Origin of the sequence: Streptomyces dengpaensis (assembly GCF_002946835.1) — a bacterium.
GTDB lineage: Bacteria > Actinomycetota > Actinomycetes > Streptomycetales > Streptomycetaceae > Streptomyces > Streptomyces dengpaensis.
In genome coordinates this window covers 8,058,694-8,081,822 of record NZ_CP026652.1, presented here as the reverse complement: position 1 = coordinate 8,081,822, position 23,129 = coordinate 8,058,694, and the positions used below count along the sequence as shown (strand labels likewise).

The following is a 23,129-nucleotide window of genomic DNA, read 5'->3' as shown; positions in this document are numbered from 1 at the left end:
GCCGCGACGCCATTTCCGCGCGTGCCGCACATCACGTTCCGTGGCGTCTCATCCGCCGTCGCGCAGTGTCCGCATCTGCTCGTCGAGCGGGCCCAGGCCGACGTCGCGGCGGCGTTCGTCGAGGGTCTCGGGCCGGCGAATCGGATACGGGCGCAGGGTCAGGGGATTGACGCGGGTGCCGTAGAACTGCGGCCGGCCCTGTTCGACGGCGCAGTGGTCGGCGATATAGACGTGGTGCAGGGCGGGGCAGCGCCCGTCCGCCGCGGCCTGGGCAATCAGGTCGCGGCACGAGAGCTGGAAGTCGAGGTCGGGGGCGTGCAGCAGGATCATCAGGGCCGCCGTCGAGGCGGACGCGCCGACCAGGTCGGCGGTCGGCCAGCCGTGCCGGTGGACGATCACCGCGAGGGCTTCGGCGTTGGCTTCGCGGCAGTCGGCCAGGGCGCGTCGGCACCGCGGGGTGGCGTCCGCCCGCGCCTGCCGCATGAGGCGCTGTTCCTCGTCCGCCCGGCGCACGAGCTCCCTGGCGAGCGCCGCCGCCAGCTCCGGGACCATCCGACGCGCGGCCGCCTGCTCCGGCCGTACGTCGCCGTCGGCCGCGATGTGTCCCGGGTGCCCCTTCACGGCCTCCCCCGAAGCGTCAGCGTGAACCACACCTTCTTGCCCGAGCTGCCCGGGTCGGCCGGAGCGGTGCCCCAGTCGTCGGCCAGCGCGGCGACGATGGCCAGTCCCCGTCCCGATTCCTCGGCCCCGTCCGCCGTACACAGCCGCGGCAGGGCGGGCGAGCAGTCGGCGACCGTCACGCGCAGCTCGCTCTCGGCGTACTCGATGGTCACGGTGATCGTGCCGTCATCGTCGGGGCTTCCGTGCTGGACCGCGTTGGCGAACAGCTCGTCCGTGGCGAGGACGGCGCTGTCGCGGTGCTCGGGCGGCAGCCGCAGGTGAGTGAGGTGCTCGGCGAGCATGGCCCGTACGCCCGCCGCGCGCGAGGGGTGCGCGGGGAACGTGGACCGCAGGAGGTGGACTTTGCTCACGGGCATCACGGAAGTCGTGGGCGTCACGGAAGTCGTGGGCGTCACGGGGGCGGGAATCACGGAAGTCGCAGGCATCAAGGGCGTCGCAGGCATCAAGGGGGCCGACGGGGGCACCGGGATCGTGGCGGCCTCGGCGGGCCGGGTCCCACGGGCGGGCGCGTGGTCGTCCGGCGCGTGGACTTCGAGCGACGACGGCGCGCGGATGTCATGCGTGGGCGCGCGCACGTCGTGTGCCGGCGTGTGGACGTCGGGTGCCAGTGAGGGCGACGGCCCGTGGCGATGTGCCCTGGCTGCCGTCATCGATCCTCCTTCGGATGCAGCGCGGGTGGGGGAGGTCTCGGTGGCTGCCCGTGCAGCCAACACGCCGGACCAGTGCGGGGACCAGGGGGTATCGGGGTTGTCCGGTTGCAGGCGCGTAGTGGCATGGGATGTATGTTCGATCGCGTGAGCGACATGAACGGGGGCCGGGCCACGCCGCACCGCGGCGGTGACACCGGCTGGCCGGGGGTGCACGGCAAGCGCGTCCTGGTCACCGGTGGTACGCGGGGACTGGGCGAGCAGATCGTGCGCCTGCTGGCCGCCGAGGGCGCGCGGGTGGCGACCTGCGCGCGCACCGCGCGGGGTCTGGACGCACTGGCGGCATCGCTGGGCTCGTCCGTGTTCACCCGGCCGCTCGACGTCACCGCTCCCGAGGAGCTGGAAGAGTTTGTCGCCGCTACAGGGAAACGTTTCGGCGGACTCGATGGAGTGGTGGCCTGCGCGGGCGGTTCCCGCGGAGGCGGCTTTGAGCAGGCGGATGCCGAGGACTGGGCGGCGACCTGGGAAGTGAACGTCGGCCATGCGGCGCGGCTGGTGCGGGCCGCGGTCCCGTACCTGCGAAAGGCGGGCGGCGGCTCGGCCGTGGTGATCTCGTCGATCTCGGGATGGAAGCCCGGTCCGCACGCCCAGTACGGGGTCGCGAAGTCGGCGCAGATCCATCTGGCGGCGTCGCTCGCCCGCGAGCTCGGTCCCGACGGGATCCGGGTGAACGCCGTCTCCCCCGGGTCGATGCTCATCCCCGGCCGGCGCTGGGACCGGATGCGCAGGGAGGACCCGGACGCCTTCGCCCGGTTCGTGGCGGCGGAGTTTCCGGGCGGAGCGCCGGTCGCGCCGCAGGAGGTCGCCCGGGTGGTGGCGTTCCTGCTGTCGGACTGGTCGAGCGGGATCTCGGGCGCCCATCTGCCGGTCGACCGCGCGCAGAACGCGCCGTCCCCGGACGGCTACTGAGCGGCCTCGTCCGTTCGCCCCGGTCATGCGACCGCCCCCAGCACCGCACGGGACCTGTGCTCGAACTCCTGCACCACGGGCTCGTGCCGGCGGGGCTCAAGGCGCCTGCGGAAGTCGCGCAGGGCCTGGATCGACCGTTCGCTGTGCACGGTGCTGAGAGTGTCGAGCGCCTGGGTCGCGGTGCCGACGGCCTCGTCAAGGCGGTCCTGCTGGAGATGGGCGGTCGCCAGGACGGAGCGGCTGATGGCCTGGCGCCTGCGCCGGTCGGCGTTGGCGCCGACCGACTCGCTCGCCGTGCGCTCCGCCTGTGCGGCGAGCCCCAGGTCGCGGAAGCACAGGGCGGACTCCGCCTGGAGATAGTGGTGGTCGAGATAGCGCACCCAGACCGACTCCTGCGCGGCTCCCTTGCTCCTGTCCAGCTGCCGCTCGGCGAGCCGCAGGGCCTCGGAGGCCTCGTCCGAGCGGGCCTGCGCGGCATGTCCGCGCGCCGACATGGCGTACAGGCGCATCAGGCCGAGCGGGCTGCCCGCGTCCTTCGCGGTGACGATCCCGGCACGGGCCAGTGCCACCCCTTCGTCGGGGCGGCCGAGGCCGGTGGCGAGGTGGGAGAGTCCGGCCAGGATCTGGCCGCCGAGCACCCGGTCACGGCCCTCGGCGCACAGTCTCAGCCCCTGGGTCATATAGCGCTGGGCCAGTCCGTACTCCCCCGCGTCGTACGAGCTCCAGCCGGCCATCGCGGCGAGGCGTGCGGCGGCGGCGTACAGCTGGCGGCGCAGCCGAGGCGGTGTACCGCGCCGCTGCAGCAGGGGGACGACCTCGGTGGACAGGTAGTGCACGATGCTGGTGCGCACTCCGCCACCGCCGTAATGGTTGTCCATCTGGTCGAACATGGCGATCATCGCGTGCACCTGCTCGACCGGACCGCCGTTCGCCGCAAGGGCCGTGTCAACGGCGTCGTGGTGCTCCAACAGCCAGAGCAGCCACTCGCGTTGAGGGTTCGTCAGGGCAGCCGCGACGAAGGGGACCGAGCCGAGGAGGCTGCGCCGGGAGATGTCGGTGGACCCCAGCTCCGCCAGGGTGTGAAGGGTTTCTGCCACGTCTTCGCCATAGACGAGCGCCCTGCTCACGACCGGGCGCTGCTGTTCGGAGTGGAAGCCCAGGTCCGCGGGTGACACGGCGCGGCCGAGCCGCTCGGAGAGTACGGCGGCGATCAACTCCGGTGTGGTCCCCCGCGGTTGCTGACCCTGGAGCCAGCGGGTGACCGACGCCTTGTCGTAGTGGGAGTCCGTGCCCTGACGGCGTCCCAGCTCGTTGACCCGCAGGGCGAGTGAGGCGTAGGAGCAGCCGGCTTCCTTGACGGCGGCGGCCAGCACCTTGTTGGCCCCGGCGGGCGCCTTGCCGGCGTTCCTTGCTTGTCCGTCGGTCACGGTGGCCATCCCGGTCTCGCCTCACGGTCGCGTGCGGCTGCGCCCCGGCGTACCTGTCGCGACATCACATCTCGTAGGAGCGAGCGCAGTTGGTCGTGATCGCCACAGAGTGTGTGATACGTCACCCGATCACTATGGCGGCCGACACGCTCAGCGTGCAACCGGCGTTCTGATAATTTCAGAAAGATTGGCTTCGCCCTGTCTCTGTCAGCGAAGGCGTGGCACACTGCACGCTGTGACGGCCGTACCGGGAGGTAGGACGTGAGCGAGAACCGCTCTGGCGGCAGTGCGCCCACCGTCCTTCGGATGGTTCTCGGTAAGCGGCTGCGACAGCTGCGGGAACAGGCGGGCGTGTCGTTCGAGGACGCGGCGCGGGCCATCGAGGTCACTCCGCTGACGGTCCGCCGGATCGAGAAGGCCGAGGTCGGCCTCCGCATCCCGTACGTACGGGAGTTGCTGCGCACGTATGGGGTTCCGGCGGCGGAGATCGACGACTTCCTCACCATGGCACGGGAGGCCAACCAGCCCGGCTGGTGGTACAAGTACCGCGATGTACTGCCGGAGTGGTTCAGCGCCTACGTGAGCCTGGAGAGCGAAGCCAGCGTCATCCGCCTCTACGAACCCCACTACGTTCCGGGCCTGTTGCAGACGCACGACTACGCCACCGCGCTCATGCGCATCGGCTTCACCAACGAGTCGAAGGAGGACATCGCGCGCCGCGTCGCCCTGCGGCTCAAGCGCCAGGACCTGCTCGCCAAGCCGGACGCGCCCGCGATCTGGGCGGTTCTGGACGAGACGGTGCTGCGCCGGCCGGTGGGCGGGGCCGAGGTGATGCGGGCTCAGATCGACCGGCTGAACGAGGTCCTGGACATGCCGAAGGTCCGGATCCAGATCATGCGCTTCGATGCGGGCGCCCATCCGGGCGCCTTCGGCCCGTTCCACCACTTCCGCTTCGGCTTCTCCGAACTCCCTGACGTCGTCTACACGGAGAGCCTCGTGGGCGCGGTCTACGTCGACAGGCCCGACGACGTCGTCAGCTATCTCGAAGTACTGGACCGGATGTCCGTGCAGGCGGAGCCGGTCGCTCGAACCAGGGCCATCCTGGGTGAACTGCGTAAGGAGTTGTGATCCATGGGATCCGTCCACAGCGGCATGCCCGCCATCGATCTGGGAACCGAGGGCTGGGAGAAGCCCTGGAGCGGTACGAACGGCGGGAGTTGCGTCGAGGCCAAGCGGCTGCCCGACGGCAGCGTCGCCTTCCGTCAGTCCCGGGACCCCGAGGGGCCCGCACTGATCTACACGCGCGACGAGATGATCGCGTTCCTGCGGGGCGCGAAGTCCGGGCAGGCCGACTTCCTGGTCTCCTGAGCGGCCTCACCGCGTTGCCCGTGCCGCTCTGAGGCACTACCCCGTACTGCCCTGGTGGCCCCGCCACTACGCGCGCACAACCGGACAACCCGCACGCAGCCTCCCGCCGTGCGGGTTGTCCCCCTCACACTGACGGAGTCGGGACGTTCTGGAGGGAGTGGGTGCGGGGATGATCCTCCACCAGGCCCTCACCCAGTGCCGGACACTGGTCGTCGAGGGCCCCGACGGCATCGGCAGGAGCGGCCTGATCGCCGAACTGACCCGCCACGGATTCATGATCCGCCGCTCACGCGGGCATCTTCACCATGTGAACCCCACCCAGCCCTACCGCGAACTCCTCGCCACACCAGGGCGGTTGGCCATCGACGGCAGCCTCGTCCACGAACTGGTCTACGGGCCGCTGCGCCGCGGCCGCTCCCGGGTGACGTGGATCCAGGCACTCGACTTCGCGGAGGCGGTGGCCGAACGCGGCGGCGCCCTCATCCATGTGACAGGCGAGGCGGACGACACCGAGGCGGTCGACGCGTACGAGCGGGCGGTGCGCACCCTGGCCCAGCATGTCCCCGTGGTCACCTTCGACAGGGCGGAACCGGGCCGCCCCATCCGGGCTCCCACTCCTCATCAGCCCCAACATGGCGCTCTGACAAGGACATTGACGATAGGTTAGTGACCGACCGCGTGACGTATGGCAGGAGACATCCCATGGCAGACGGCCAGTCCACACCCGACCAAGAGGCGCTGTCCAAGATCGACACCACGGTGCCGCACTCGGCTCGCATCTGGAACTACTGGATGGGCGGGAAGGACAACTACGAGGTCGACCGGACAGCGGGCGACGCCTATCGCGCCATGGCCCCGAACATCGAGACGATGGCCCGCGCCTCCCGCGGTTATCTGATCCGCACCGTCACCTTCGTCGCCGGCGAACTCGGCATCCGCCAGTTCCTCGACATCGGCACCGGCCTGCCCACGTACGACAACACGCACCAGGTCGCCCAGCGTGTGGCGCCCGAGTCCCGCATCGTCTACGTCGACAACGACCCCCTGGTGCTGCGCCACGCGCAGGCACTGCTGACCAGCACCCCCGAGGGCGTCACCGACTACATCGACGCGGACCTGCACGAACCCGAGAAGATCATCGAAGCGGCGAGCCGGATCCTGGACTTCAACAAGCCGGTGGCGCTGATGCTCATGGGCATCCTCGGCCACATCCAGGACTACGAGGAGGCCAAGTCGATCGTCCGCCGCCTCCAGGCCGCCCTGCCCTCCGGCAGCTACTTCGTGCACTACGACAGCACCGACACGGACGCCGCGCTCAAGGAGGCCCAGCAGGGCTACGACGACACCGGTGCGATCCCGTACGTGCTGCGCAGTCCCGCCCAGATCAGCGCGTACTACGAGGGCCTGGAGCTCCTCGAACCCGGCATCGTGTCCTGCCCCCTGTGGCGTCCGGAGACCGGAACTTCCCCCGAACCCACGGATGTTCACGGGGGCGTGGCCCTCAAGCCGTGACAGCGAGGGGGGCTCGCTGCCTCGGGGCGCGTGAGGGTACGCGCCCCGGTGACCGCACGAAGTCGTACGAAGGCGCCGAGCGCGTCGATCGGTCCTGATCGACGCGCTCAGCGCCTGTTTCATGCGGCCGCCCGGCCGTGTTTCATCCGGCGGCCATGGTTTCCTCCGGCCATCCGGCCGGCGGCCGCCAAGGGCGGTCCCGGCATCACCGGACGGCGACGGCCTCCTCCGTGTCGTCACGGAAACCGGCGAGCGCCGGCTCCGGCAGCGGCATCTGGCGAGGCGCCTGACGCGCCTCCCGCAGACTGGGCGCGGGCGCGGCGGGGACCAGCGGGGCGCGTTCGGCGGCCCGGGCTCGCCACGAGAACCAGATGATCTTGCCACCCGCGTCGGTGGCGCAGCATCCCCAGCCGTCACTCAGCGCGGCGATCTGGGCCAGGCAGCCCTGCGGCGCCTTGTGCGGGCGGATGTCCTGGTTGTTGTCCGAGACGGCGGCGATGAGGTGCTGGCCGTTCCACCACATCTCGATGGTCGTGTTCTTGTCAGCCGCGTGCTCCTCGATCGTACGGAGCAGCGCTTCGGCACAGTGGCAGACGGACTCGACGAGAATCTCCAGGTTCCAGTACCGGAGGTGCGCGGCCAGAATGCGCCTGACCTGTCCGACCCGCTCCGGGCTGACCTCCACGTCGAGGTGGTAGTAGCAGGGCACTGCAGCTTTCATCGTCGTTGGCTCCTCACCGGCGAAGCTCCCGCCTCTCCTCGCCCCAGCGGGCCGAGCCCCGAACACGAAGCGTGAGCACTGATCGCTCCTGAGTCAGTCCCAGGGTGAGAGCGCTACTCCATTCGTGCAACCCGAGAGCGCCACCAGTGTTGTTGAAGACCCAACAAGACGCTTGGTGATGATACGGGCACCATGAGTGAAAGCTCTGATCTCCGTAACAGATCGGTGCCTCTGCGTACACGGCCTTTAGTCGCCATCCAGGCGAGCCGTGCGCGGTCGAGAGAGAAGGTGACCGGCGTGATGCTGCTGCCTGCCAAAGCCGAGGTCGCCAGGCATCTGGAGCGATACCGGGCCTGGGAACGCCTGCTGCTTGCGGCCCCGGCCGACCAGGTGGTGCGGGGCAATTTCGAGAACACCGGGTACACGCTGTGCGTCCTGATGGGCAAGCGCTGCGCGCGGGAGGCCGCGGACGCCGCCGAGCACTATCTGCGGGACGTTCGGACTCGGATCTGAACCGCAGGCGGGGCCAATGACGGCGGAGGCGAAACCCATGGACGTAAACCCTGACACAGACCGCATCCCGATCGTGGATGTCCGCCCGGTCGTCGAGTGCGGCAGACGCCCGGCGAAGGCGGTTTCCGGCGAGACCTTCCGGGTCACCGCGACTGTCTTCGGCGAGGGCCACGACACCGTCGCCGCCAATGTAGTGCTGCGCGACCCGAGCGGGCGTCTCGGCCCGTGGACCCCGATGCGCGAACTCGCCCCCGGTACCGACCGCTGGGGCGCCCTTGTCACTCCCGACGAAATGGGTCACTGGACCTACCTGGTGGAGGCGTGGAGCGACCCCGTTGCCGCCTGGCGCCGCTCCGCCGGGATCAAGGTCCCGGCCGGGATCGACGTGGAGCTGGTCCTGGAGGAGGGCGCCGCTCTGTACGAACGGGCCGCCGCCGGGGTGCCGGAAGCGGCGGGCCGGGACGCGGTGCTGGCGGCCGCGAAAGCCCTGAGCGACAAGTGCCGCCCGCCGGCCGCCCGCCTCGCGGCCGCCCTGACTCCGGACGTGGACGCCGCTCTCGCCGAGCACCCGCTGCGTGAACGGCTCACCCGTTCCCTGCCGTTGCCCCTGCTCGTGGAGCGGAAGCGAGCGCTGTACGGCGCGTGGTACGAGTTCTTCCCGCGCTCGGAGGGAACCGTGGAACGGCCTCATGGCACGTTCCGTACGGCCGCCGAACGCCTGCCCGCCATCGCGGAGATGGGCTTCGACGTCGTCTACCTCCCGCCGATCCACCCTATCGGCACCACCTTCCGCAAGGGCCCCAACAACAGCCTGTCGGCGAACGCCGGTGATGTCGGTGTGCCCTGGGCGATCGGCTCCTCACAGGGCGGGCACGACGCGGTCCACCCGGACCTCGGCACGATCGACGACTTCGACGCGTTCGTACGCCGAGCGGGGCGCGAAGGCCTGGAAGTGGCCCTCGACTTCGCCCTCCAGTGCTCCCCGGACCACCCGTGGGTGGACAAACACCCGGAGTGGTTCCATCACCGTCCCGACGGCACGATCGCGTACGCCGAGAACCCGCCGAAGAAGTACCAGGACATCTACCCGATCGCCTTCGACGAGGACATGCCGGGCCTGATCGGCGAGACGGTACGGCTGCTGCGTTTCTGGATGGATCATGGCGTACGGATCTTCCGCGTCGACAATCCGCACACCAAGCCGGTGGTGTTCTGGGAGCAGGTGATCGCCGAGGTCAACCGCACCGACCCGGATGTGATCTTCCTGGCGGAGGCCTTCACCCGGCCCGCGATCATGCAGCGGCTGGCGGCGGTCGGCTTCCAGCAGTCGTACACCTATTTCACCTGGCGCAACACCAAGGAGGAGCTGACCGACTACCTCACTGAACTCTCGGGCGAGACGACCGCGTTCATGCGCCCCAACTTCTTCGTCAACACCCCGGACATTCTGCACGGCTACCTCCAGCACGGTGGACGGCCCGCCTTCGAGGTACGGGCGGTGCTCGCGGCGACCCTCTCGCCGTCATGGGGCATGTACGCCGGATACGAGCTGTGTGAGAACACCCCCGTCCAGCAAGGGAGCGAGGAGTACCTCGACTCCGAGAAGTACCAACTCCGGCCGCGGGACTGGGAGTCGGCCGAGCGCGAGGGCAGGACGATCGCACCGCTGATCACCCGGCTGAACCGGATCAGGCGGCGCCACAAGTCCCTGCACGAGATCAGGAACCTCCGCTTCCACTCCGCGGACAACGACGCTCTCATCGCGTACAGCAAGCGCACGGGCGACGACACCGTCGTGGTGGTGGCGAACCTCGATCCTCACCACACCCAGGAGGCCACGGTCTCGTTGGACACGCCGCAACTCGGCCTGGACTGGCACGAGTCCGTATCGCTGCGCGACGAACTCACCGGCGAGACCTACAACTGGGGCAGGGCCAACTATGTGCGACTGGAGCCGGGCGGTGCGCATGTGCTCACCTTCGGTCCTTCACCGCGGATCGGAGGGTCACCCACATGATGGTCAACGAGCCCGTCCCGGATACGTTCGAGGACACCCCGGCCAAGGACCGCGATCCGGAATGGTTCAAACGCGCCGTCTTCTACGAGGTGCTGGTCCGCTCCTTCCAGGACAGCAACGGTGACGGAGTCGGCGACCTCAAGGGCCTGACCGCCAAGCTGGACTACCTCCAGTGGCTGGGCGTCGACTGCCTGTGGCTGCCCCCGTTCTTCAAGTCCCCGCTGCGTGACGGCGGTTACGACGTCTCCGACTACACCGCCGTGCTGCCCGAGTTCGGCGACCTCGCCGACTTCGTCGAGTTCGTCGACGCCGCCCACCAGCGCGGCATGCGCGTGATCATCGACTTCGTCATGAACCACACCAGCGACCAGCACCCGTGGTTCCAGGAGTCCCGCGCCCACCCCGACGGCCCCTACGGCGACTACTACGTCTGGGCCGACGACGACAAGCAGTACCAGGACGCCCGCATCATCTTCGTCGACACCGAAGCCTCCAACTGGACCTTCGACCCCGTCCGCAAGCAGTACTACTGGCACCGCTTCTTCTCCCACCAACCCGACCTCAACTACGAAAGCCCGCGGGTCCAGGAGGAAATGCTGGCGGCACTCCGCTTCTGGCTTGACCTGGGAATCGACGGCTTCCGGCTCGACGCGGTGCCGTACCTCTACCAGGTGGAAGGGACGAACTGCGAAAACCTCCCCGCCACCCATGAGTTCCTCAAGAGGGTGCGCAAAGAGATCGACGCCCTCTATCCGGACACGGTGCTGCTGGCGGAGGCCAACCAGTGGCCGGAAGACGTCGTCGACTACTTCGGCGACTTCCCCTCCGGCGGCGACGAGTGCCACATGGCATTCCACTTCCCCGTCATGCCGCGCATCTTCATGGCCGTACGCCGTGAATCGCGCTACCCAGTGTCGGAAATCCTCGCCAAGACCCCTGCCATCCCGTCCGGCTGCCAGTGGGGCATCTTCCTGCGCAACCACGACGAGCTGACCCTGGAAATGGTCACCGACGAGGAACGCGACTACATGTACGCGGAGTACGCCAAAGATCCGCGCATGCGCGCCAACATCGGTATCCGCCGGCGTCTCGCGCCCCTGCTGGACAACGACCGCAACCAGATCGAGCTGTTCACAGCCCTGCTGCTGTCACTGCCCGGCTCGCCGATCCTGTACTACGGCGACGAGATCGGCATGGGCGACAACATCTGGCTCGGCGACCGCGACGCGGTCCGCACCCCGATGCAGTGGACGCCGGACCGCAACGCGGGCTTCTCCTCCTGCGACCCGGGCCGCCTGTTCCTGCCCACGATCATGGACCCCGTCTACGGGTATCAAGTGGCGAACGTAGAGGCGTCGATGTCGTCCCCGTCGTCGCTGCTGCACTGGACCCGCCGCATGATCGAGATCCGCAAGCAGAACATGGCGTTCGGACTGGGCTCCTACACGGAACTCCAGTCCTCGAACCCCGCGGTGATCGCGTTCCTGCGCGAGTACAAGGACGACCTCGTCCTGTGCGTCCACAACTTCTCCCGCTTCGCCCAGCCCACCGAACTGGACCTACGAGCCTTCGACGGCCGCCACCCGGTCGAACTGATCGGCGGAGTCCGCTTCCCCGCCATCGGCGAACTCCCCTACCTGCTCACCCTCGCAGGCCACGGCTTCTACTGGTTCAGGCTCCGCCGCGCGGTCGCACCCATCGCCACCAGGCGCACCTGACCGTTTGTCGTGTGCTCCCCAGCCCGCCCGCCTCTGAAAGGACGTGTCGCCATGGCGAAGACCGCGCTGCACCGTCCGAACGGCCTCGGCTCCGCTCCGCTGCTGGCCTCGCTCGCCGAGCTGCTGCGCGCTTGGCTGCCGAGGCAGCGCTGGTTCGCGGGCAAGGGCAGGCCCGTCACGGATCTCAGCCTGGTGTCGACGACCGAGCTCTACCCGGGATGCCTGCATCTGCTGGTCCGCACCGAACACTCCGGCCCGCCGGCCCACAGCGGCCCCGGCGCTCCCCCGCCCGACGACTGCTACCAACTGCTCCTCGGTGTACGGGACGCCCTGCCGCCGCGTCTCACCCACGCCGCCATCGGCCGCGCGAGCAAGGGCCCGCTGACCAACCTGATCGTGTACGACGCCCTGCACGACCCCAGGGCGGCACGACTGCTCCTGGAGCGCCTGCGCCGACCGGGCACGACGGGCCCGCTGCGCTTCGAGCGGGACAAGCGCGTGGCAGTGCCCGCCGGTCTCGCGCCGCGCCTGCTCGACGCCGAGCAGTCCAACTCCTCGCTGGTGTACGGGGATTCGTTCATCCTGAAGATCTTCCGGCGCGTCCAGCCCGGCATCAACCCGGACCTGGAGGTGCCGTGGGCACTGGCCCGGCAGGGCTGCACCCGCGTACCCGCTCCCGCTGCGTGGTTCCGGACCTCGCGGCCACAGGAAGCGACACTCGGCGTTCTTCAGCCGTTCCTGCGCGAGGCGGCGGACGGCTGGACGCTGGCACTCGAATCCCTCTCCTCAGGGCGGGGGTTCACCGACGAGGCGTACGAGCTGGGCCGGGCCACCGCGGAGGTACATGTGGCGCTGGCCGCGGCGTTCCCCGTCGACGCACCAAGTCCGCCGCAGAACAGGCGGCTTGCGTCGGCGATGAGCGAGCGTCTCGACGCAGCAGCGCGTGCCGTTCCCGAACTCCGGCCGTACGCGTCAGGGCTGAGGACCGCCTTCGACGCGCTCGCGGCCCTCGACACAGCGGTACGGCCCGCACAGCGGATTCACGGCGATCTCCACCTCGGCCAGGTGCTGCGGGCCGGGCAGCAGTGGTCCGTCATCGACTTCGAGGGCGAACCGGCCCGCCCGCTCGCCGAACGCCGGCGCCTCCAGTCCCCCGTACGCGATGTCGCCGGCATGCTGCGCTCCTTCGACTATGCGGCCCGCTCCCGCCACCCCTGGCGCCCCGAGTGGGCGGAGCGCTGCCGCGAGGCCTACTGCGCGGGCTATGCCGCCGAGGCGCAGTGGGACCCGCGCGAGGAACCCGAGCTGCTGCGCGCGTACGAGACGGACAGGGCCGTGTACGAGGTGCTGTACGAGGCGCGACACCGCCCCGACTGGCTGCCCGTGCCCATGGCCGCGGTCGGACGTCTCGCCGAACGCTGCTCAAGGACCCTCACCCCACCCGCCCCCAACCCCTCTCGAGGAGGCTGAAGCCGTGACAGTCCGCACCGCATCGGTCAACACACGGCCGGTCGCTCCCGCTTCGCTGGACGCGACGGACCGGGGGCGTCTGCTGTCCGGGGCCCACCACGATCCGCACGCGCTGCTGGGCGCACACCCGGTGCCGGGCGGCATCGTGTTCCGCGCACTGCGTCCTTACGCCCAGGCAGTGGCCGTGGTGGTGAACGGGCGGCGCACGAAGCTGGACGACGTGGGCGACGGCGTCTTCTCCGGCGTACTGCCGCTCGATGCCATCCCCGAGTACACGCTGGTGGTGACCTATGACGGCACCGAGTTCGAGGTGCAGGACCCGTACCGCTTCCTGCCCGCGTTGGGCGAACTCGATCTGCACCTGATCAGCGAGGGGCGCCACGAGGAACTGTGGCGCGCGCTGGGCGCCCACCCGATGAGCCATCAGGGAGTCCCCGGCACCCGCTTCACGGTGTGGGCCCCGAACGCGCAGGGCGTCAGGGTCTGCGGGGACTTCTGCCACTGGGACGGCAACACGGGATTTCCGATGCGGTCGCTCGGATCCTCTGGAGTGTGGGAGCTGTTCCTTCCCGGTGTCGGTGAGGGAACGACCTATAAGTTCGACATCACCCGCCCCGACGGTACACGCACGCTGCGCGCCGACCCGATGGCCCGCCGCACCGAGGTGCCTCCGGCGACGGCCTCGATCGTGACGTCGTCGTCGTATGAGTGGAGCGACGCGGAGTGGATGGCGGATCGGGAGAAGCGGCGGGCGGTGCACGAAGCGCCGTTCTCGGTCTATGAGGTGCATCTGCCGTCCTGGCGAACCGGCCTGACGTACCGCCAGCTGGCGGAGCAACTTCCCACGTATGTGGCCGACTTGGGCTTCACCCACGTCCAGCTGATGCCGGTGGCCGAGCATCCCTTCGGCGGCTCGTGGGGCTACCAGGTGACGGGCTTCTACGCGCCGACGGCACGCCTCGGCAGCCCCGACGACTTCCGGCACCTGGTGGACGCGCTGCACCAGGCCGGGATCGGCGTCCTGATGGACTGGGTACCCGCGCACTTCCCGCGCGACGACTGGGCGCTGGCCGAGTTCGACGGCCGGCCCCTGTACGAACACGAGGACCCGCGGCGGGCCGCGCACCCCGACTGGGGCACCCTGGAGTTCGACTACGGGCGCCGCGAGGTGCGCAACTTCCTGGTCGCCAACGCCGTGTACTGGTGCGAGGAGTTCCACATCGACGGGCTGCGCGTCGACGCCGTCGCCTCGATGCTGTACCTCGACTACTCGCGCGAACCCGGCCAATGGGCCCCCAATGAGCACGGCGGCCGGGAGAACCTCGACGCGGTCGCCTTCCTCCAGGAGATGAACGCCACCGTCTACCGCCGCAACCCCGGTTTCGTGACGATCGCCGAGGAGTCCACGGCCTGGGACGGCGTCACCCGGGCCACCTCGGACGGTGGTCTCGGCTTCGGGTTGAAGTGGAACATGGGCTGGATGCACGACTCGCTCGAGTACGTGCAGCGCGACCCGATTCATCGCAAGTACCACCACAACGAGATGACGTTCTCGATGGTGTACGCCTACAGCGAGAACTACGTCCTGCCGATTTCCCACGACGAAGTCGTCCACGGCAAGCAGTCCCTCGTATCGAAGATGCCGGGCGACTGGTGGCAGCAACGCGCCAACGTACGGGCGTACTTGGGCTTCATGTGGGCCCACCCCGGCAAACAACTCCTCTTCATGGGCCAGGAGTTCGCCCAGGGGGCCGAGTGGTCCGAGGGGCACGGGCCCGACTGGTGGCTGCTCGACCCCGCCTACGGGGCCGAGGCCGACCACCGGGGTGTGCGCGACCTGGTCCACGACCTCAACGCCGTCTACCGACGCGAATCCGCCCTCTGGCAGCGCGACACCGACCCCTCCGGGTTCGCCTGGATCGTCAGCGACGCCGCCGACGACAACGTCTTCGCCTTCCTCCGCCACGCCGCCGACGGCACCCCGCTGCTCGCCATCACCCACTTCTCCCCCGCCGTACGCCACGGCTACCGCCTAGGCGTCCCCGACGACATCACCGCCTGGCACGAGATCCTCAACACCGACTCCCACCGCTACGGCGGCAGCGACGTCCTCAACCCCGACCCGGTCAAGCCGGAACCCATCGGCGCCCACGACCGCCCGGCCAGCATCCAGCTGACCCTGCCACCCCTCGCCACCGTGTGGCTGCGACCGGCGTAAGTAGGTGATTTTCTTCCTCATGCGTGGAAGCGCGGCGGCGCCCCGGAGGCGCTCGACAGGAAGAGTGGCCGCCTGACTACCGTTGCTCGGCATGACCCACACCGACATCGAGATCACCGCTGAATTGGTCCGGGATCTGCTGCGCGACCAGCACCCCGACCTGGCCGATCACCCTTTGAGGCTCGGCGCGCACGGCTGGGACAACCAGCTGTGGCGGCTCGGCGACGACCTCGCCGTCCGGTTGCCCTGGGCGACGCAGTCTGCGGACGCTCTGCTGCGCAAGGAGCACGCCTGGTTGCCCTCCCTCGCCCCGCACCTTCCTTTGCCGGTGCCCATCCCGCAGCGCCTCGGGGAGCCATCCGAGCGGTTTCCGCGGCCCTGGATCGTCACCACATGGGTGCCGGGCATGCCCGCCGACCGCGCCCCCGCCACACGCGCTGCAGATGCGGCCGACGGCTTGGCCGCCTTCCTGACGGCTCTTCACCGACCCGCTCCCGACCAAGCACCCGCCGGCCGTGGCCGCGGCGGCGCGCCGGCCGACCGCGCCGAGCAGTTCGCCGAGCAACTCGTCTCGGCCACCGAGCTGGGGCTGGTCCCCGAGCCGGAAGCCGTCCGCGCGGTGTGGGAAGACGCCGCCACCGCGCCCGGCTGGGCGGGCCCGGCAGTGTGGCTCCACGGCGACCTGCACCCGGCCAACATCCTCACCACGGACGGCACCTTCTGCGGCGTGATCGACTTCGGCGATCTCTGCGCGGGCGATCCGGCCTGCGACCTCGCCGCCGCGTGGGCGCTGCTGCCGGACGGCGCCGCCGACCGCTTCCATGACGCCTACCAACCGATCCCGGACGCCGCGACCCTGCGCCGCGCCCGCGGCTGGGCAGTGCTGCGCGCCCTCAGCGGCATCCTCATCGGAGAGGCCGGTGTCCGCGGCCGCCCTGGCGGCAAGCCCACCTGGGGCCCACCCGCCCACGCCGCACTGCGACGCCTCATCGCGGCGGCCCGTCGCTGAGGGACCTCTCACCGTCATAGGTTGACTCAGTGCATTTGAGGGCCCGGCAGTCGCGGCAACGCGCCACTGGCCGACCTCGCGGTAGTCCGAGTCGTTGATGACCGAACCGTCGCCGGGCGTCGTCGCGCTTCCACGTCGAGGCAACTACCCGCTCACGACCATTGAGTCGGTCCTGAATGAGCTGCGCACCGCCGCTAGTCCCGATCGCGTTCTCAGCGAGCTGACCAGCCGCGCGCGGGACCTCCACCAGCGGAGCCTGCACCGGCTCAGTGCGTCCGCGGCCCTGCACACGTACCTGCCTCGGAGTGTTTTCACCCGCTCCGCCCCTACCCGTCCGGTAATGGGGGCGGGCTGCCGCCCCCGGATCCCCGCTTGTCGCGCTGACGCGCTCGTCCTCAACCGCCGGACGGGCTAAGAATGAGCCCATCCGGAGAGGAGACTTCGCGTGACCGGAACCTCGCAGAACTGGCCCCACGCACCCGTCGAGGTCGGGCTCGTCGGTGCAGGGCCGTGGGCACGCGCCGTGCACGCGCGCGTGCTCGCCGCCGGGCCCGAGACGCGGCTGACGTCGGTGTGGGCACGCCGCCCCGAGGCGGCCCGTGCGACGGCGGCCCCCTACGGTGCGGGCGTCGCCGCGACCTTCGAGGAACTGCTCGACGGCTGCGAGGCGGTCGCCTTCGCGGTTCCGCCCGCCGTGCAGGCGCAGCTCGCGCCGCAGGCCGCGAAGGCGGGCAAGGCCCTGCTCCTGGAGAAGCCGATCGCGCTGGATCTGCCGTCGGCGCGGCGTCTCGTGGGCGCCATCGACACCGCCGGCGTCGTCTCCCAGCTCGTCCTGACGAACCGCTACCACCCGGTCACCCAGCAGTTCTTGAAGGCCGCCCAGGGTCTCGACACCGTAGGCGCACGGTCCTGCTGCCTGAGCGGCGCCTTCCTGGGCGGCGACTTCGCGACCCCGTGGCGCCTCGAACACGGTGCTCTGCTGGACCTCGGGCCGCACCTCCTCGACCTGCTGGACGCGGCTCTGGGGCCGATCGTCCGGGTGCGCGGTGCCGGGGACGTCCGCCGCTGGATCGAGCTCACCTGCGAGCACGAGAGCGGAGCCGTCAGCCAGGCGTCCCTGTCGGGGGCGGTCGAACTCGAGCGGGGCTTGATGCGGGTCGAGCTGTTCGGCCGGCACCCGGAGCACGTGTTCGACAGTTCGGCACTCGACCACGAGGAACTCTGGCCCGTGCTGCGCCGGGAGTTCGCCACCGCCGTACGGACGGGGCGGTCCGGCGCGATCGATGCCCATCGTGGGCTGTATCTGCAGACCCTCATGGCCCATGCGTTGGACAGCTAGAACCGGAAGGGACGCCGTTCAGGCGAAACGGCGGGCCGGGGTGCGTGGGCACCTGGGGGTGTGTCGACAACACAGCTGTGAGACTGCCGCTGATCGCTCCCATGCTCGCCACACCCGGCACCCTGCCGCCCGCCGGGCAGGACATGCGCTGGGCGTACGAGACGAAGCATGACGGGCAGCGCGCCGTGGTCTACCTCCCCGGAGACGGAAGCGTGCTGCTGCGCGCCCGCTCGGGGGAGGACATCACCGCCGCGTATCCCGAACTCCGTGCACTGGGCGGCACGCTCGGCGCGACCCCCGCGATCCTGGACGGCGAGGTCCTGGTCCTGGACGAACAGGGGCGGGGCGACTTCCAGCTCCTGCAGTCCCGCATGGGACTGGCCCAGTCGCCGGCCAGGGCGGCGCGTCGCGCGGCGGAGGCTCCCGCGCATCTCGTCCTGTTCGACGTCATGTACTTGCGGGGCGATCTGACGGGCCTGCGCTACGCGCGACGGCGGCGGGAGCTGGAAGGCCTCGCCCTCACCGGGCCCTTCTGGTCGACGCCCTCCGCGCTCGTCGGCCATGGTGAGCTGGCCCTGCGGGCGACGCGCGAAAGCGGTCTGGAGGGGCTGGTCTGCAAGCGGTTGGACTCCGTCTACGAGCCCGGGGTGCGCTCCCGCGCCTGGATCAAGATCCGCAACGTGCGCACCGCGGATGTCATCGTCGGCGGCTGGGTCCCCGGCAAGGGGCGCCTGTCAGGACTGCCCGGTGCGGTACTGGTGGGACAGCGCGACGCGGGGCGGCTGCGCTATGTCGGGAGCGTGGGGACGGGCTGGAGCGAGGCCGAGCGGTCGGAACTCGCCCGGCTGCTGGGAGCCGCGGCGACCGACCGCTGCCCGTTCGACAGCGTCCCACGGGTGTCAGGCGCGCGCTGGGTCGTTCCGCGGCTGGTCGGCGAGGTCCGGTACAGCACCCGTACCCGGGCCGGACTGCTGCGGCAGCCGTCGTGGCTGCGCCTGCGCCGGGACCTGGCCCCCGAGGACTCCGCGGCGGATCTCCCGTAGGACTCCGCGGCGAATCTTCCGTAGGAGTACGCGGCTGATCTCCCGTAGGAGTCCGCGGCTGATCTTCCTCAGAGCGTACGGACGTGACCGCCCGATCGGGCGGTCACGTCCTGCCCACCCCGCTAGGTCTTGCCGGGTCCACCGCCGCCGAAGGACCCGCTGGATCCCGGAACCCAGCGCTTCCGATGCTGGTCCGCAGCGTGCTTGGTCCCTGCCGCGTGCATGTTGTACGGCATCAGCCGCTCGCTCTCGTCCGCGGCGCGCGGAACCTCGTCGGGTTCCCGTATCTCCCTCTCTTCGTGCACCGCTCCACCGTCGGGCAGCCTGGGCTGCTCTTCGGGGCGGGGCGGGGGCAGTTCCTTGCTCCGCACGCTGATGCCCAGCCGGACGGCCCAGACCAGCGCGCCGGCGATGAAGAGACCACCGACGAAGGCACCGATGGCGTTCACGGTCTCGCTCGCCGCGATGAGTTCAAAGCTCGCCATGATCATTTGCTCGCGTACCCCCAATTCCAGGGGAAAACTGCGTGGAACTCCGTCAACGACGGCGACTCAATTGTATTCCGGATCATTCCGGGCGCGAGTTCGGTGCGTTCCGCCCGGAATCCAGGTCATTCCCGGCGGCACGCGCCCGTGCTCCGGAGGCGTCGAGGTGCGGTCAGGGGCCCGCGAGGCGCATTCTTGCTGTGATACCCCCCTGGCGGCGGGCGGACGGAAGCAAACCGATGACTGGGAGCGCCGGGCTTGAGGACCAGGCGACGGCAAGCCTGGCCACCCTGCTCAGCGGGGCCGTGACGGACGCGATCCGGGCGGCCCGCGGCTTCGCGGGGGGCGTCTATCTGCGCTCGAGCACCCCCGGGCTGCTGAGACTGGCCGTGCTCGCGGGGCTGCCCGGCCAGTTGTTCCGGCCTTGGTGGCACATGTACATGGACCGGCCGCTTCCCGTCGCCGATGTCCATCGCAGCGGCGTGGAGGTGCTGCTCGCCGACGCCACCGAGACGATGCGCCGCTATCCGCAACTGGCCGCGGGGCTGCCCTTCCCGTTCGGTTCGCTGTACGTCCCGGTCGTGGGCGCCTCGATCCCCTTCGGCGTCCTGACAGTCCTGCGGCCGTCGGCCTCGGACGCCACCGAGGTGCTGCCGGACCGTGACCGGATGACCACGGTGGCGGATGAACTGGGTGCCGCTCTGGCGGCGCTGGAGAAGGCCGGGACGGGCGTCTTCTGGGACGGGGAGCCGCTCTGCAGGCGGCCACCGGTCGCCTGTCCTTCGTCACGGGCTGTCGGGGGGTTCACCTGGGATCCTGCCGACGGCACGGTCACCGCGGACGACGCCTTGTGGACCCTGCTCGGCACCAGCGGCGAGGGCTTCGCCGGAACGCCGGAGGCACTCGCCTACGCGGTGAACCACGAGAATCCGCGCCTGCTGCTGGCCGCGCTGCGCGAGACGGCCGCCGGGCGTCCACCGCCCCACCCGCTGCCGGTGCGCACCGCGGACGGCGGACTGCGTCTGCTGGAGCTGTGGACTTCGGGTGCGGCGCCCGCCCCGCCCTACCGGGTCAGCGGCGTGGTCGTCGATCCAGGCCCGGGCACGGCCGCGGACGGAGCTGCCGATCTGCTGCCGGAGGGCGTCTTCGCGCTCGACCGGCTCGGACTGATCACCTACGCCAACCCGCGCGCCGCCGAACTGCTCGGCCTGGCCCGGACAGAGCTGCTGGGGCGGCCACTGTTGCAGGCGGTGCCCTGGCTGGACCGGCCGGCGTACGAGGATCATCTGCGCGGCGCGCTGCTGTCACCGGATCCGGTGCACTTCCAGGTCACACGCCCGCGCGGAGACGGCCGCGAGGCGACTTCCGGGAGCACCGAAGGCGCCAGTCTGACCTTGTCGGTCTACCCCGGCCCCGACAGCCTGACGTGCAAGATCGTGCCGGTGGGGCGGGTCGCGGACACCACGGTCGCCACTCCGTTCGACACGAGATCGGTGGCGGCCGAACAGCCCGATGCGGACGCACCCGGGACCGACGCCGTGACGACCGCGCCGCTGTACCGGCCCATCGCCCTCGCCATCGCGCTGACCGAGGCCGTGACGGCCCGCCAGGTGTCCGAGATGGTGATGCGGGAGCTGCTGCCCGCGTTCGGCGGACGCCGCCTGGCCATCTATCTGGTCCAGGACCGGCGCCTGTACCTCGCCTGGGAGACCGGCTTCCCGCAGGGATTCCTCGCCCAGTTCGACGGGGCGGGGCTGGATGCCAAGCTGCCCGGGGTCGAGGCACTCACCAGTGGGCGCCCGCTCTTCTTCGAGTCGATGGAGCGGCTGGAGGCCGCCTATCCGGGCATGGCGCTGGACGCCAGTCACGGGGCCCGGGCGTACCTGCCGCTGATCGCCTCGGGGCGGCCCGTCGGCTCCTGCACCCTCGGCTTCGACCGGCCCCGCGGCTTCAGCACCGAGGACCGTACGGTCCTGACGGCGCTCGCCGGACTGATCGCGCAGGCCCTGGAGCGGGCGCGGCGCTACGACAACGAGGCGGCCCTCGCCCGTGGGCTCCAGGAGGCCCTGCTGCCGCACCGCCTGTCGGCGCATCCCCTGGTGCGGACGACCGGCCGGTATCTGCCCGGCACGCTCGGTATGGACGTGGGCGGCGACTGGTACGACGTCGTCGAGGCCGGCGACGGGCTCGCGCTGGTCATCGGCGATGTGCAGGGGCACGGCGTGCAGGCGGCTGCCACCATGGGTCAACTGCGCAGCGCGGTACGGGCGTTCGCGCACGGCGACCATTCCCCGGACGAGGTGATGAACGGCACCAACCGGCTGCTCATCGACCTCGATCCGGGTCAGTTCGCCAGTTGCTGCTATGTCCGCCTGGACCCGGTCACCGGCGTCGTCCGCGCCGCGCGGGCCGGGCATCCGCAGCCACTGCTGCGCCATCCCGACGGCCGCACCGAGGTGCTGGACCTGCCCGGCGGGGTGGTGCTCGGCGTGGACCGGGACGCGCGGTACCCCGTGACGGACCTGCTCCTGGAACCCGACGCCGTCCTGGCCCTGTACACGGACGGCCTGGTCGAGCGCCCCGGCACCGACATCGACGAGGGCGTCGAAACCCTCCGGGCGACCCTGTCGCGCGCGAGCAGCCCGCCCGGCAGGCGGGGCGGCCCTTCCTTGTCCCGTGCGGCCGACCTGCTCACGGCGGAGGCCCGGAAGGCCACCGAGCGCCCGGACGACATCGCGCTCCTTCTGACGACGCGCAGGTCGCCGGGCGGCGGGGGCCAGTACAGGTCGCAGGGCGGCGTGGGTCATTAGACCAAGTCAAGCCGTCTTGAACGGCCCCTCCAGAGCCGCCCATTGCAACAGCATGATCGTCTTCGCGTCGGCGATCTCCCCGGTGCGGATCATGTCCAGGGCGCGGCGGAAGGGCAGTTCGACGATCTCGATGTCCTCGCCCTCCTCGTCCAGGCCTCCGCCCTCGTGCGTCCGAGTGGAGGGGCCGTACGAGGCGGCGTAGAAGCTCACGCGCTCGGTGACCGAGCCGGGGCTCATGTAGACGTCGAAGACGTGGTGGACCTCGCCGACGGTGTGCCCGGTCTCCTCGGTCACCTCGCGCCGCACGGCGACTTCGGGATGCTCGTCCTCCTCGTCGAGCAGCCCTCCCGGTGTCTCGACGAGCATGCCGTCGGGGTGCCCGTTGACGTACACCGGGTAGCGGAACTGCCTGGTCAGCAGCACGGTTTCGCGCTCGGCGTCATAGAGCAGGAGGGTGGCTCCGTTGCCGCGGTCGTGCGTCTCGCGCTCCTGGGTGGTCCAGGTGCCGTCGGCGTGCTGGAAGTCGAAGGTGGTGGTGCGTTCCACGTACCAGTGGCAGGACAGGAGTCGCACGTCCCGGACCTTGACGCGGGGGTTGCCGTGCAGGTCGCGGCCGACGCGGTCGAGTCCGGTGCGGCCCCGGCGGTCCGGGGTGTCGATGCCCGCGGTCATCGTGCGCGGGCCGGGCGGGAGCGGGACGAGTCCCTCATGTCGTTCATGGCCCCTGTCTACCACCCCGAAGCGAAGACCAAGGCCACGGCGGGGCTTCACCCGTCTAGGCTCACGGCATGGAACAGACGGAGATCATCCTGCGCGCCATCGGCGTGCTCACCGAGACCAACGCGATGGTGCGCAGGATCGCCCAGGACGAGAACGCCGAGGTCGCGTCGCCCGAGACCCAACTCGGCGCGCTCGTCACGGAGGTGTTCCCCCGCGTCGAGGTACCCGGCGACGCGGGCCCCGCCGAGGCCGGGCAAGCCGTCGCGGACGCCTATCTCCCCGCCACCATCTCCCTCGTGGGCGCCTTCGCGTTCCTCTTCTCCGAACTCGCCGACGTCCACGACTCGGGCCGTACCGACATCAAGACGGCTGACCTCCTCCAGGATCTCGCCCTGCGCATGTCGAGGGCGGGCAACTCCTAGGAATCACGAGGTCTTCGCCGCTTGTGAGGGGACTCCCGCC

The 23,129-nt window shown here is 70.3% G+C and carries 20 protein-coding genes and 1 pseudogene; 15 read left to right on the top strand and 6 right to left on the bottom strand.

What is annotated here, in order from left to right; translation table 11 throughout:
• Positions 1–48: 48 nt before the first annotated feature.
• Both C4B68_RS37700 and C4B68_RS37695 read right to left on the bottom strand, forming a co-directional pair.
• On the bottom strand, positions 49–552 hold the full coding sequence (locus C4B68_RS37700; RefSeq protein WP_099505722.1) for a DUF6624 domain-containing protein: 504 nt from the start codon (positions 550–552) through the stop codon (positions 49–51).
• Between the two features lie 65 nt (positions 553–617).
• A complete protein-coding gene (locus C4B68_RS37695) occupies positions 618–1,037 on the bottom strand; it encodes an ATP-binding protein (RefSeq protein WP_240634604.1) in 420 nt (139 codons plus the stop codon).
• 447 nt (positions 1,038–1,484) lie between these two features.
• Between C4B68_RS37695 and C4B68_RS37690 the strand changes: the two genes are divergently transcribed.
• Positions 1,485–2,297: an SDR family NAD(P)-dependent oxidoreductase gene (locus tag C4B68_RS37690; protein ID WP_099505724.1), complete on the top strand. Its 813-nt coding sequence runs from the start codon at positions 1,485–1,487 to the stop codon at positions 2,295–2,297.
• A gap of 23 nt (positions 2,298–2,320) precedes the next feature.
• Here the strand turns inward: C4B68_RS37690 and C4B68_RS37685 are convergent, their stop codons facing one another.
• Positions 2,321–3,733 (bottom strand): NsdA family TPR-like regulatory protein, encoded by a 1,413-nt coding sequence (locus tag C4B68_RS37685; protein WP_099505708.1) that lies wholly within the window; start codon positions 3,731–3,733, stop codon positions 2,321–2,323.
• Positions 3,734–3,985: 252 nt separating this feature from the next.
• Between C4B68_RS37685 and C4B68_RS37680 the strand changes: the two genes are divergently transcribed.
• From C4B68_RS37680 to C4B68_RS37665, 4 genes are all read left to right on the top strand, one after another.
• Positions 3,986–4,852, top strand: coding sequence for a helix-turn-helix domain-containing protein (locus C4B68_RS37680; protein WP_240634603.1), 867 nt, complete (start codon positions 3,986–3,988; stop codon positions 4,850–4,852).
• Positions 4,853–4,855: 3 nt separating this feature from the next.
• Positions 4,856–5,092 (top strand): DUF397 domain-containing protein, encoded by a 237-nt coding sequence (locus tag C4B68_RS37675; protein WP_099505709.1) that lies wholly within the window; start codon positions 4,856–4,858, stop codon positions 5,090–5,092.
• Positions 5,093–5,261: 169 nt separating this feature from the next.
• Positions 5,262–5,759, top strand: a complete 498-nt coding sequence (locus C4B68_RS37670) for a hypothetical protein (RefSeq protein WP_099505710.1) — start codon at positions 5,262–5,264, stop codon at positions 5,757–5,759.
• Between the two features lie 35 nt (positions 5,760–5,794).
• Complete coding sequence (locus C4B68_RS37665; RefSeq protein WP_099505711.1) at positions 5,795–6,604, top strand: SAM-dependent methyltransferase; 810 nt, start codon at positions 5,795–5,797, stop codon at positions 6,602–6,604.
• Positions 6,605–6,809: 205 nt separating this feature from the next.
• On the opposite strand, the gene C4B68_RS37660 is transcribed toward C4B68_RS37665, so the two are convergent.
• The gene (locus tag C4B68_RS37660; protein ID WP_099505712.1) at positions 6,810–7,325 is read right to left on the bottom strand and encodes a pep a2; all 516 of its coding nucleotides are present in this window, start codon (positions 7,323–7,325) and stop codon (positions 6,810–6,812) included.
• A gap of 300 nt (positions 7,326–7,625) precedes the next feature.
• On the opposite strand from C4B68_RS37660, the pseudogene C4B68_RS37655 reads away from it, so the two are divergent.
• The 8 genes and pseudogenes from C4B68_RS37655 to C4B68_RS37615 all read left to right on the top strand — a co-directional run.
• Positions 7,626–7,817: pseudogene (locus C4B68_RS37655) on the top strand (DUF5133 domain-containing protein); the annotation flags it as partial.
• 37 nt (positions 7,818–7,854) lie between these two features.
• Positions 7,855–9,855 (top strand): alpha-1,4-glucan--maltose-1-phosphate maltosyltransferase, encoded by a 2,001-nt coding sequence (locus C4B68_RS37650; RefSeq protein WP_167459238.1) that lies wholly within the window; start codon positions 7,855–7,857, stop codon positions 9,853–9,855.
• Positions 9,852–11,573, top strand: coding sequence for a maltose alpha-D-glucosyltransferase (gene treS / locus C4B68_RS37645; RefSeq protein WP_104880038.1), 1,722 nt, complete (start codon positions 9,852–9,854; stop codon positions 11,571–11,573). The genes C4B68_RS37650 and treS overlap by 4 nt, the downstream gene beginning before the upstream one ends.
• Before the next feature lie 51 nt (positions 11,574–11,624).
• Complete coding sequence (locus C4B68_RS37640; RefSeq protein ID WP_099502164.1) at positions 11,625–13,043, top strand: maltokinase N-terminal cap-like domain-containing protein; 1,419 nt, start codon at positions 11,625–11,627, stop codon at positions 13,041–13,043.
• Between the two features lie 4 nt (positions 13,044–13,047).
• Positions 13,048–15,261, top strand: coding sequence for a 1,4-alpha-glucan branching enzyme (gene glgB, locus C4B68_RS37635; protein ID WP_240634602.1), 2,214 nt, complete (start codon positions 13,048–13,050; stop codon positions 15,259–15,261).
• A 91-nt stretch (positions 15,262–15,352) separates the two neighbouring features.
• Positions 15,353–16,270: an aminoglycoside phosphotransferase family protein gene (locus C4B68_RS37630; RefSeq protein WP_099502165.1), complete on the top strand. Its 918-nt coding sequence runs from the start codon at positions 15,353–15,355 to the stop codon at positions 16,268–16,270.
• Positions 16,271–16,715: 445 nt separating this feature from the next.
• Positions 16,716–17,609 (top strand): Gfo/Idh/MocA family protein, encoded by an 894-nt coding sequence (locus tag C4B68_RS37620; RefSeq protein ID WP_099502166.1) that lies wholly within the window; start codon positions 16,716–16,718, stop codon positions 17,607–17,609.
• 77 nt (positions 17,610–17,686) lie between these two features.
• Positions 17,687–18,652, top strand: coding sequence for an ATP-dependent DNA ligase (locus tag C4B68_RS37615; protein WP_099502167.1), 966 nt, complete (start codon positions 17,687–17,689; stop codon positions 18,650–18,652).
• A gap of 122 nt (positions 18,653–18,774) precedes the next feature.
• On the opposite strand, the gene C4B68_RS37610 is transcribed toward C4B68_RS37615, so the two are convergent.
• The gene (locus C4B68_RS37610; protein ID WP_373682227.1) at positions 18,775–19,137 is read right to left on the bottom strand and encodes a DUF6479 family protein; all 363 of its coding nucleotides are present in this window, start codon (positions 19,135–19,137) and stop codon (positions 18,775–18,777) included.
• Between the two features lie 239 nt (positions 19,138–19,376).
• Between C4B68_RS37610 and C4B68_RS37605 the strand changes: the two genes are divergently transcribed.
• Positions 19,377–21,947, top strand: coding sequence for a SpoIIE family protein phosphatase (locus C4B68_RS37605; protein ID WP_099502169.1), 2,571 nt, complete (start codon positions 19,377–19,379; stop codon positions 21,945–21,947).
• A 6-nt stretch (positions 21,948–21,953) separates the two neighbouring features.
• Here the strand turns inward: C4B68_RS37605 and C4B68_RS37600 are convergent, their stop codons facing one another.
• Entirely contained in the window at positions 21,954–22,619 is a 666-nt protein-coding gene (locus tag C4B68_RS37600; protein WP_099502170.1) for an NUDIX domain-containing protein, read from the bottom strand.
• 116 nt (positions 22,620–22,735) lie between these two features.
• Here C4B68_RS37600 and C4B68_RS37595 point away from each other — a divergent pair, with 116 nt between their 5' ends.
• Entirely contained in the window at positions 22,736–23,089 is a 354-nt protein-coding gene (locus C4B68_RS37595; protein ID WP_099502171.1) for a hypothetical protein, read from the top strand.
• The last annotated feature ends 40 nt before the right edge of the window (positions 23,090–23,129 follow it).

What these genes read in the sequence shown, in the direction of transcription:
- C4B68_RS37700 (WP_099505722.1), bottom strand. Translation starts at nt 552, where the DNA reads ATGGTCCCGGAGCTGGCGGCGGCGCTCGCCAGGGAGCTCGTGCGCCGG.
- C4B68_RS37695 (WP_240634604.1), bottom strand. Translation starts at nt 1,037, where the DNA reads ATGCCCGTGAGCAAAGTCCACCTCCTGCGGTCCACGTTCCCCGCGCAC.
- C4B68_RS37690 (WP_099505724.1), top strand. Translation starts at nt 1,485, where the DNA reads ATGAACGGGGGCCGGGCCACGCCGCACCGCGGCGGTGACACCGGCTGG.
- C4B68_RS37685 (WP_099505708.1), bottom strand. Translation starts at nt 3,733, where the DNA reads ATGGCCACCGTGACCGACGGACAAGCAAGGAACGCCGGCAAGGCGCCC.
- C4B68_RS37675 (WP_099505709.1), top strand. Translation starts at nt 4,856, where the DNA reads ATGGGATCCGTCCACAGCGGCATGCCCGCCATCGATCTGGGAACCGAG.
- C4B68_RS37670 (WP_099505710.1), top strand. Translation starts at nt 5,262, where the DNA reads ATGATCCTCCACCAGGCCCTCACCCAGTGCCGGACACTGGTCGTCGAG.
- C4B68_RS37665 (WP_099505711.1), top strand. Translation starts at nt 5,795, where the DNA reads ATGGCAGACGGCCAGTCCACACCCGACCAAGAGGCGCTGTCCAAGATC.
- C4B68_RS37660 (WP_099505712.1), bottom strand. Translation starts at nt 7,325, where the DNA reads ATGAAAGCTGCAGTGCCCTGCTACTACCACCTCGACGTGGAGGTCAGC.
- C4B68_RS37650 (WP_167459238.1), top strand. Translation starts at nt 7,855, where the DNA reads ATGACGGCGGAGGCGAAACCCATGGACGTAAACCCTGACACAGACCGC.
- treS (WP_104880038.1), top strand. Translation starts at nt 9,852, where the DNA reads ATGATGGTCAACGAGCCCGTCCCGGATACGTTCGAGGACACCCCGGCC.
- C4B68_RS37640 (WP_099502164.1), top strand. Translation starts at nt 11,625, where the DNA reads ATGGCGAAGACCGCGCTGCACCGTCCGAACGGCCTCGGCTCCGCTCCG.
- C4B68_RS37630 (WP_099502165.1), top strand. Translation starts at nt 15,353, where the DNA reads ATGACCCACACCGACATCGAGATCACCGCTGAATTGGTCCGGGATCTG.
- C4B68_RS37610 (WP_373682227.1), bottom strand. Translation starts at nt 19,137, where the DNA reads ATGGCGAGCTTTGAACTCATCGCGGCGAGCGAGACCGTGAACGCCATC.
- C4B68_RS37605 (WP_099502169.1), top strand. Translation starts at nt 19,377, where the DNA reads ATGACTGGGAGCGCCGGGCTTGAGGACCAGGCGACGGCAAGCCTGGCC.
- C4B68_RS37600 (WP_099502170.1), bottom strand. Translation starts at nt 22,619, where the DNA reads ATGACCGCGGGCATCGACACCCCGGACCGCCGGGGCCGCACCGGACTC.
- C4B68_RS37595 (WP_099502171.1), top strand. Translation starts at nt 22,736, where the DNA reads ATGGAACAGACGGAGATCATCCTGCGCGCCATCGGCGTGCTCACCGAG.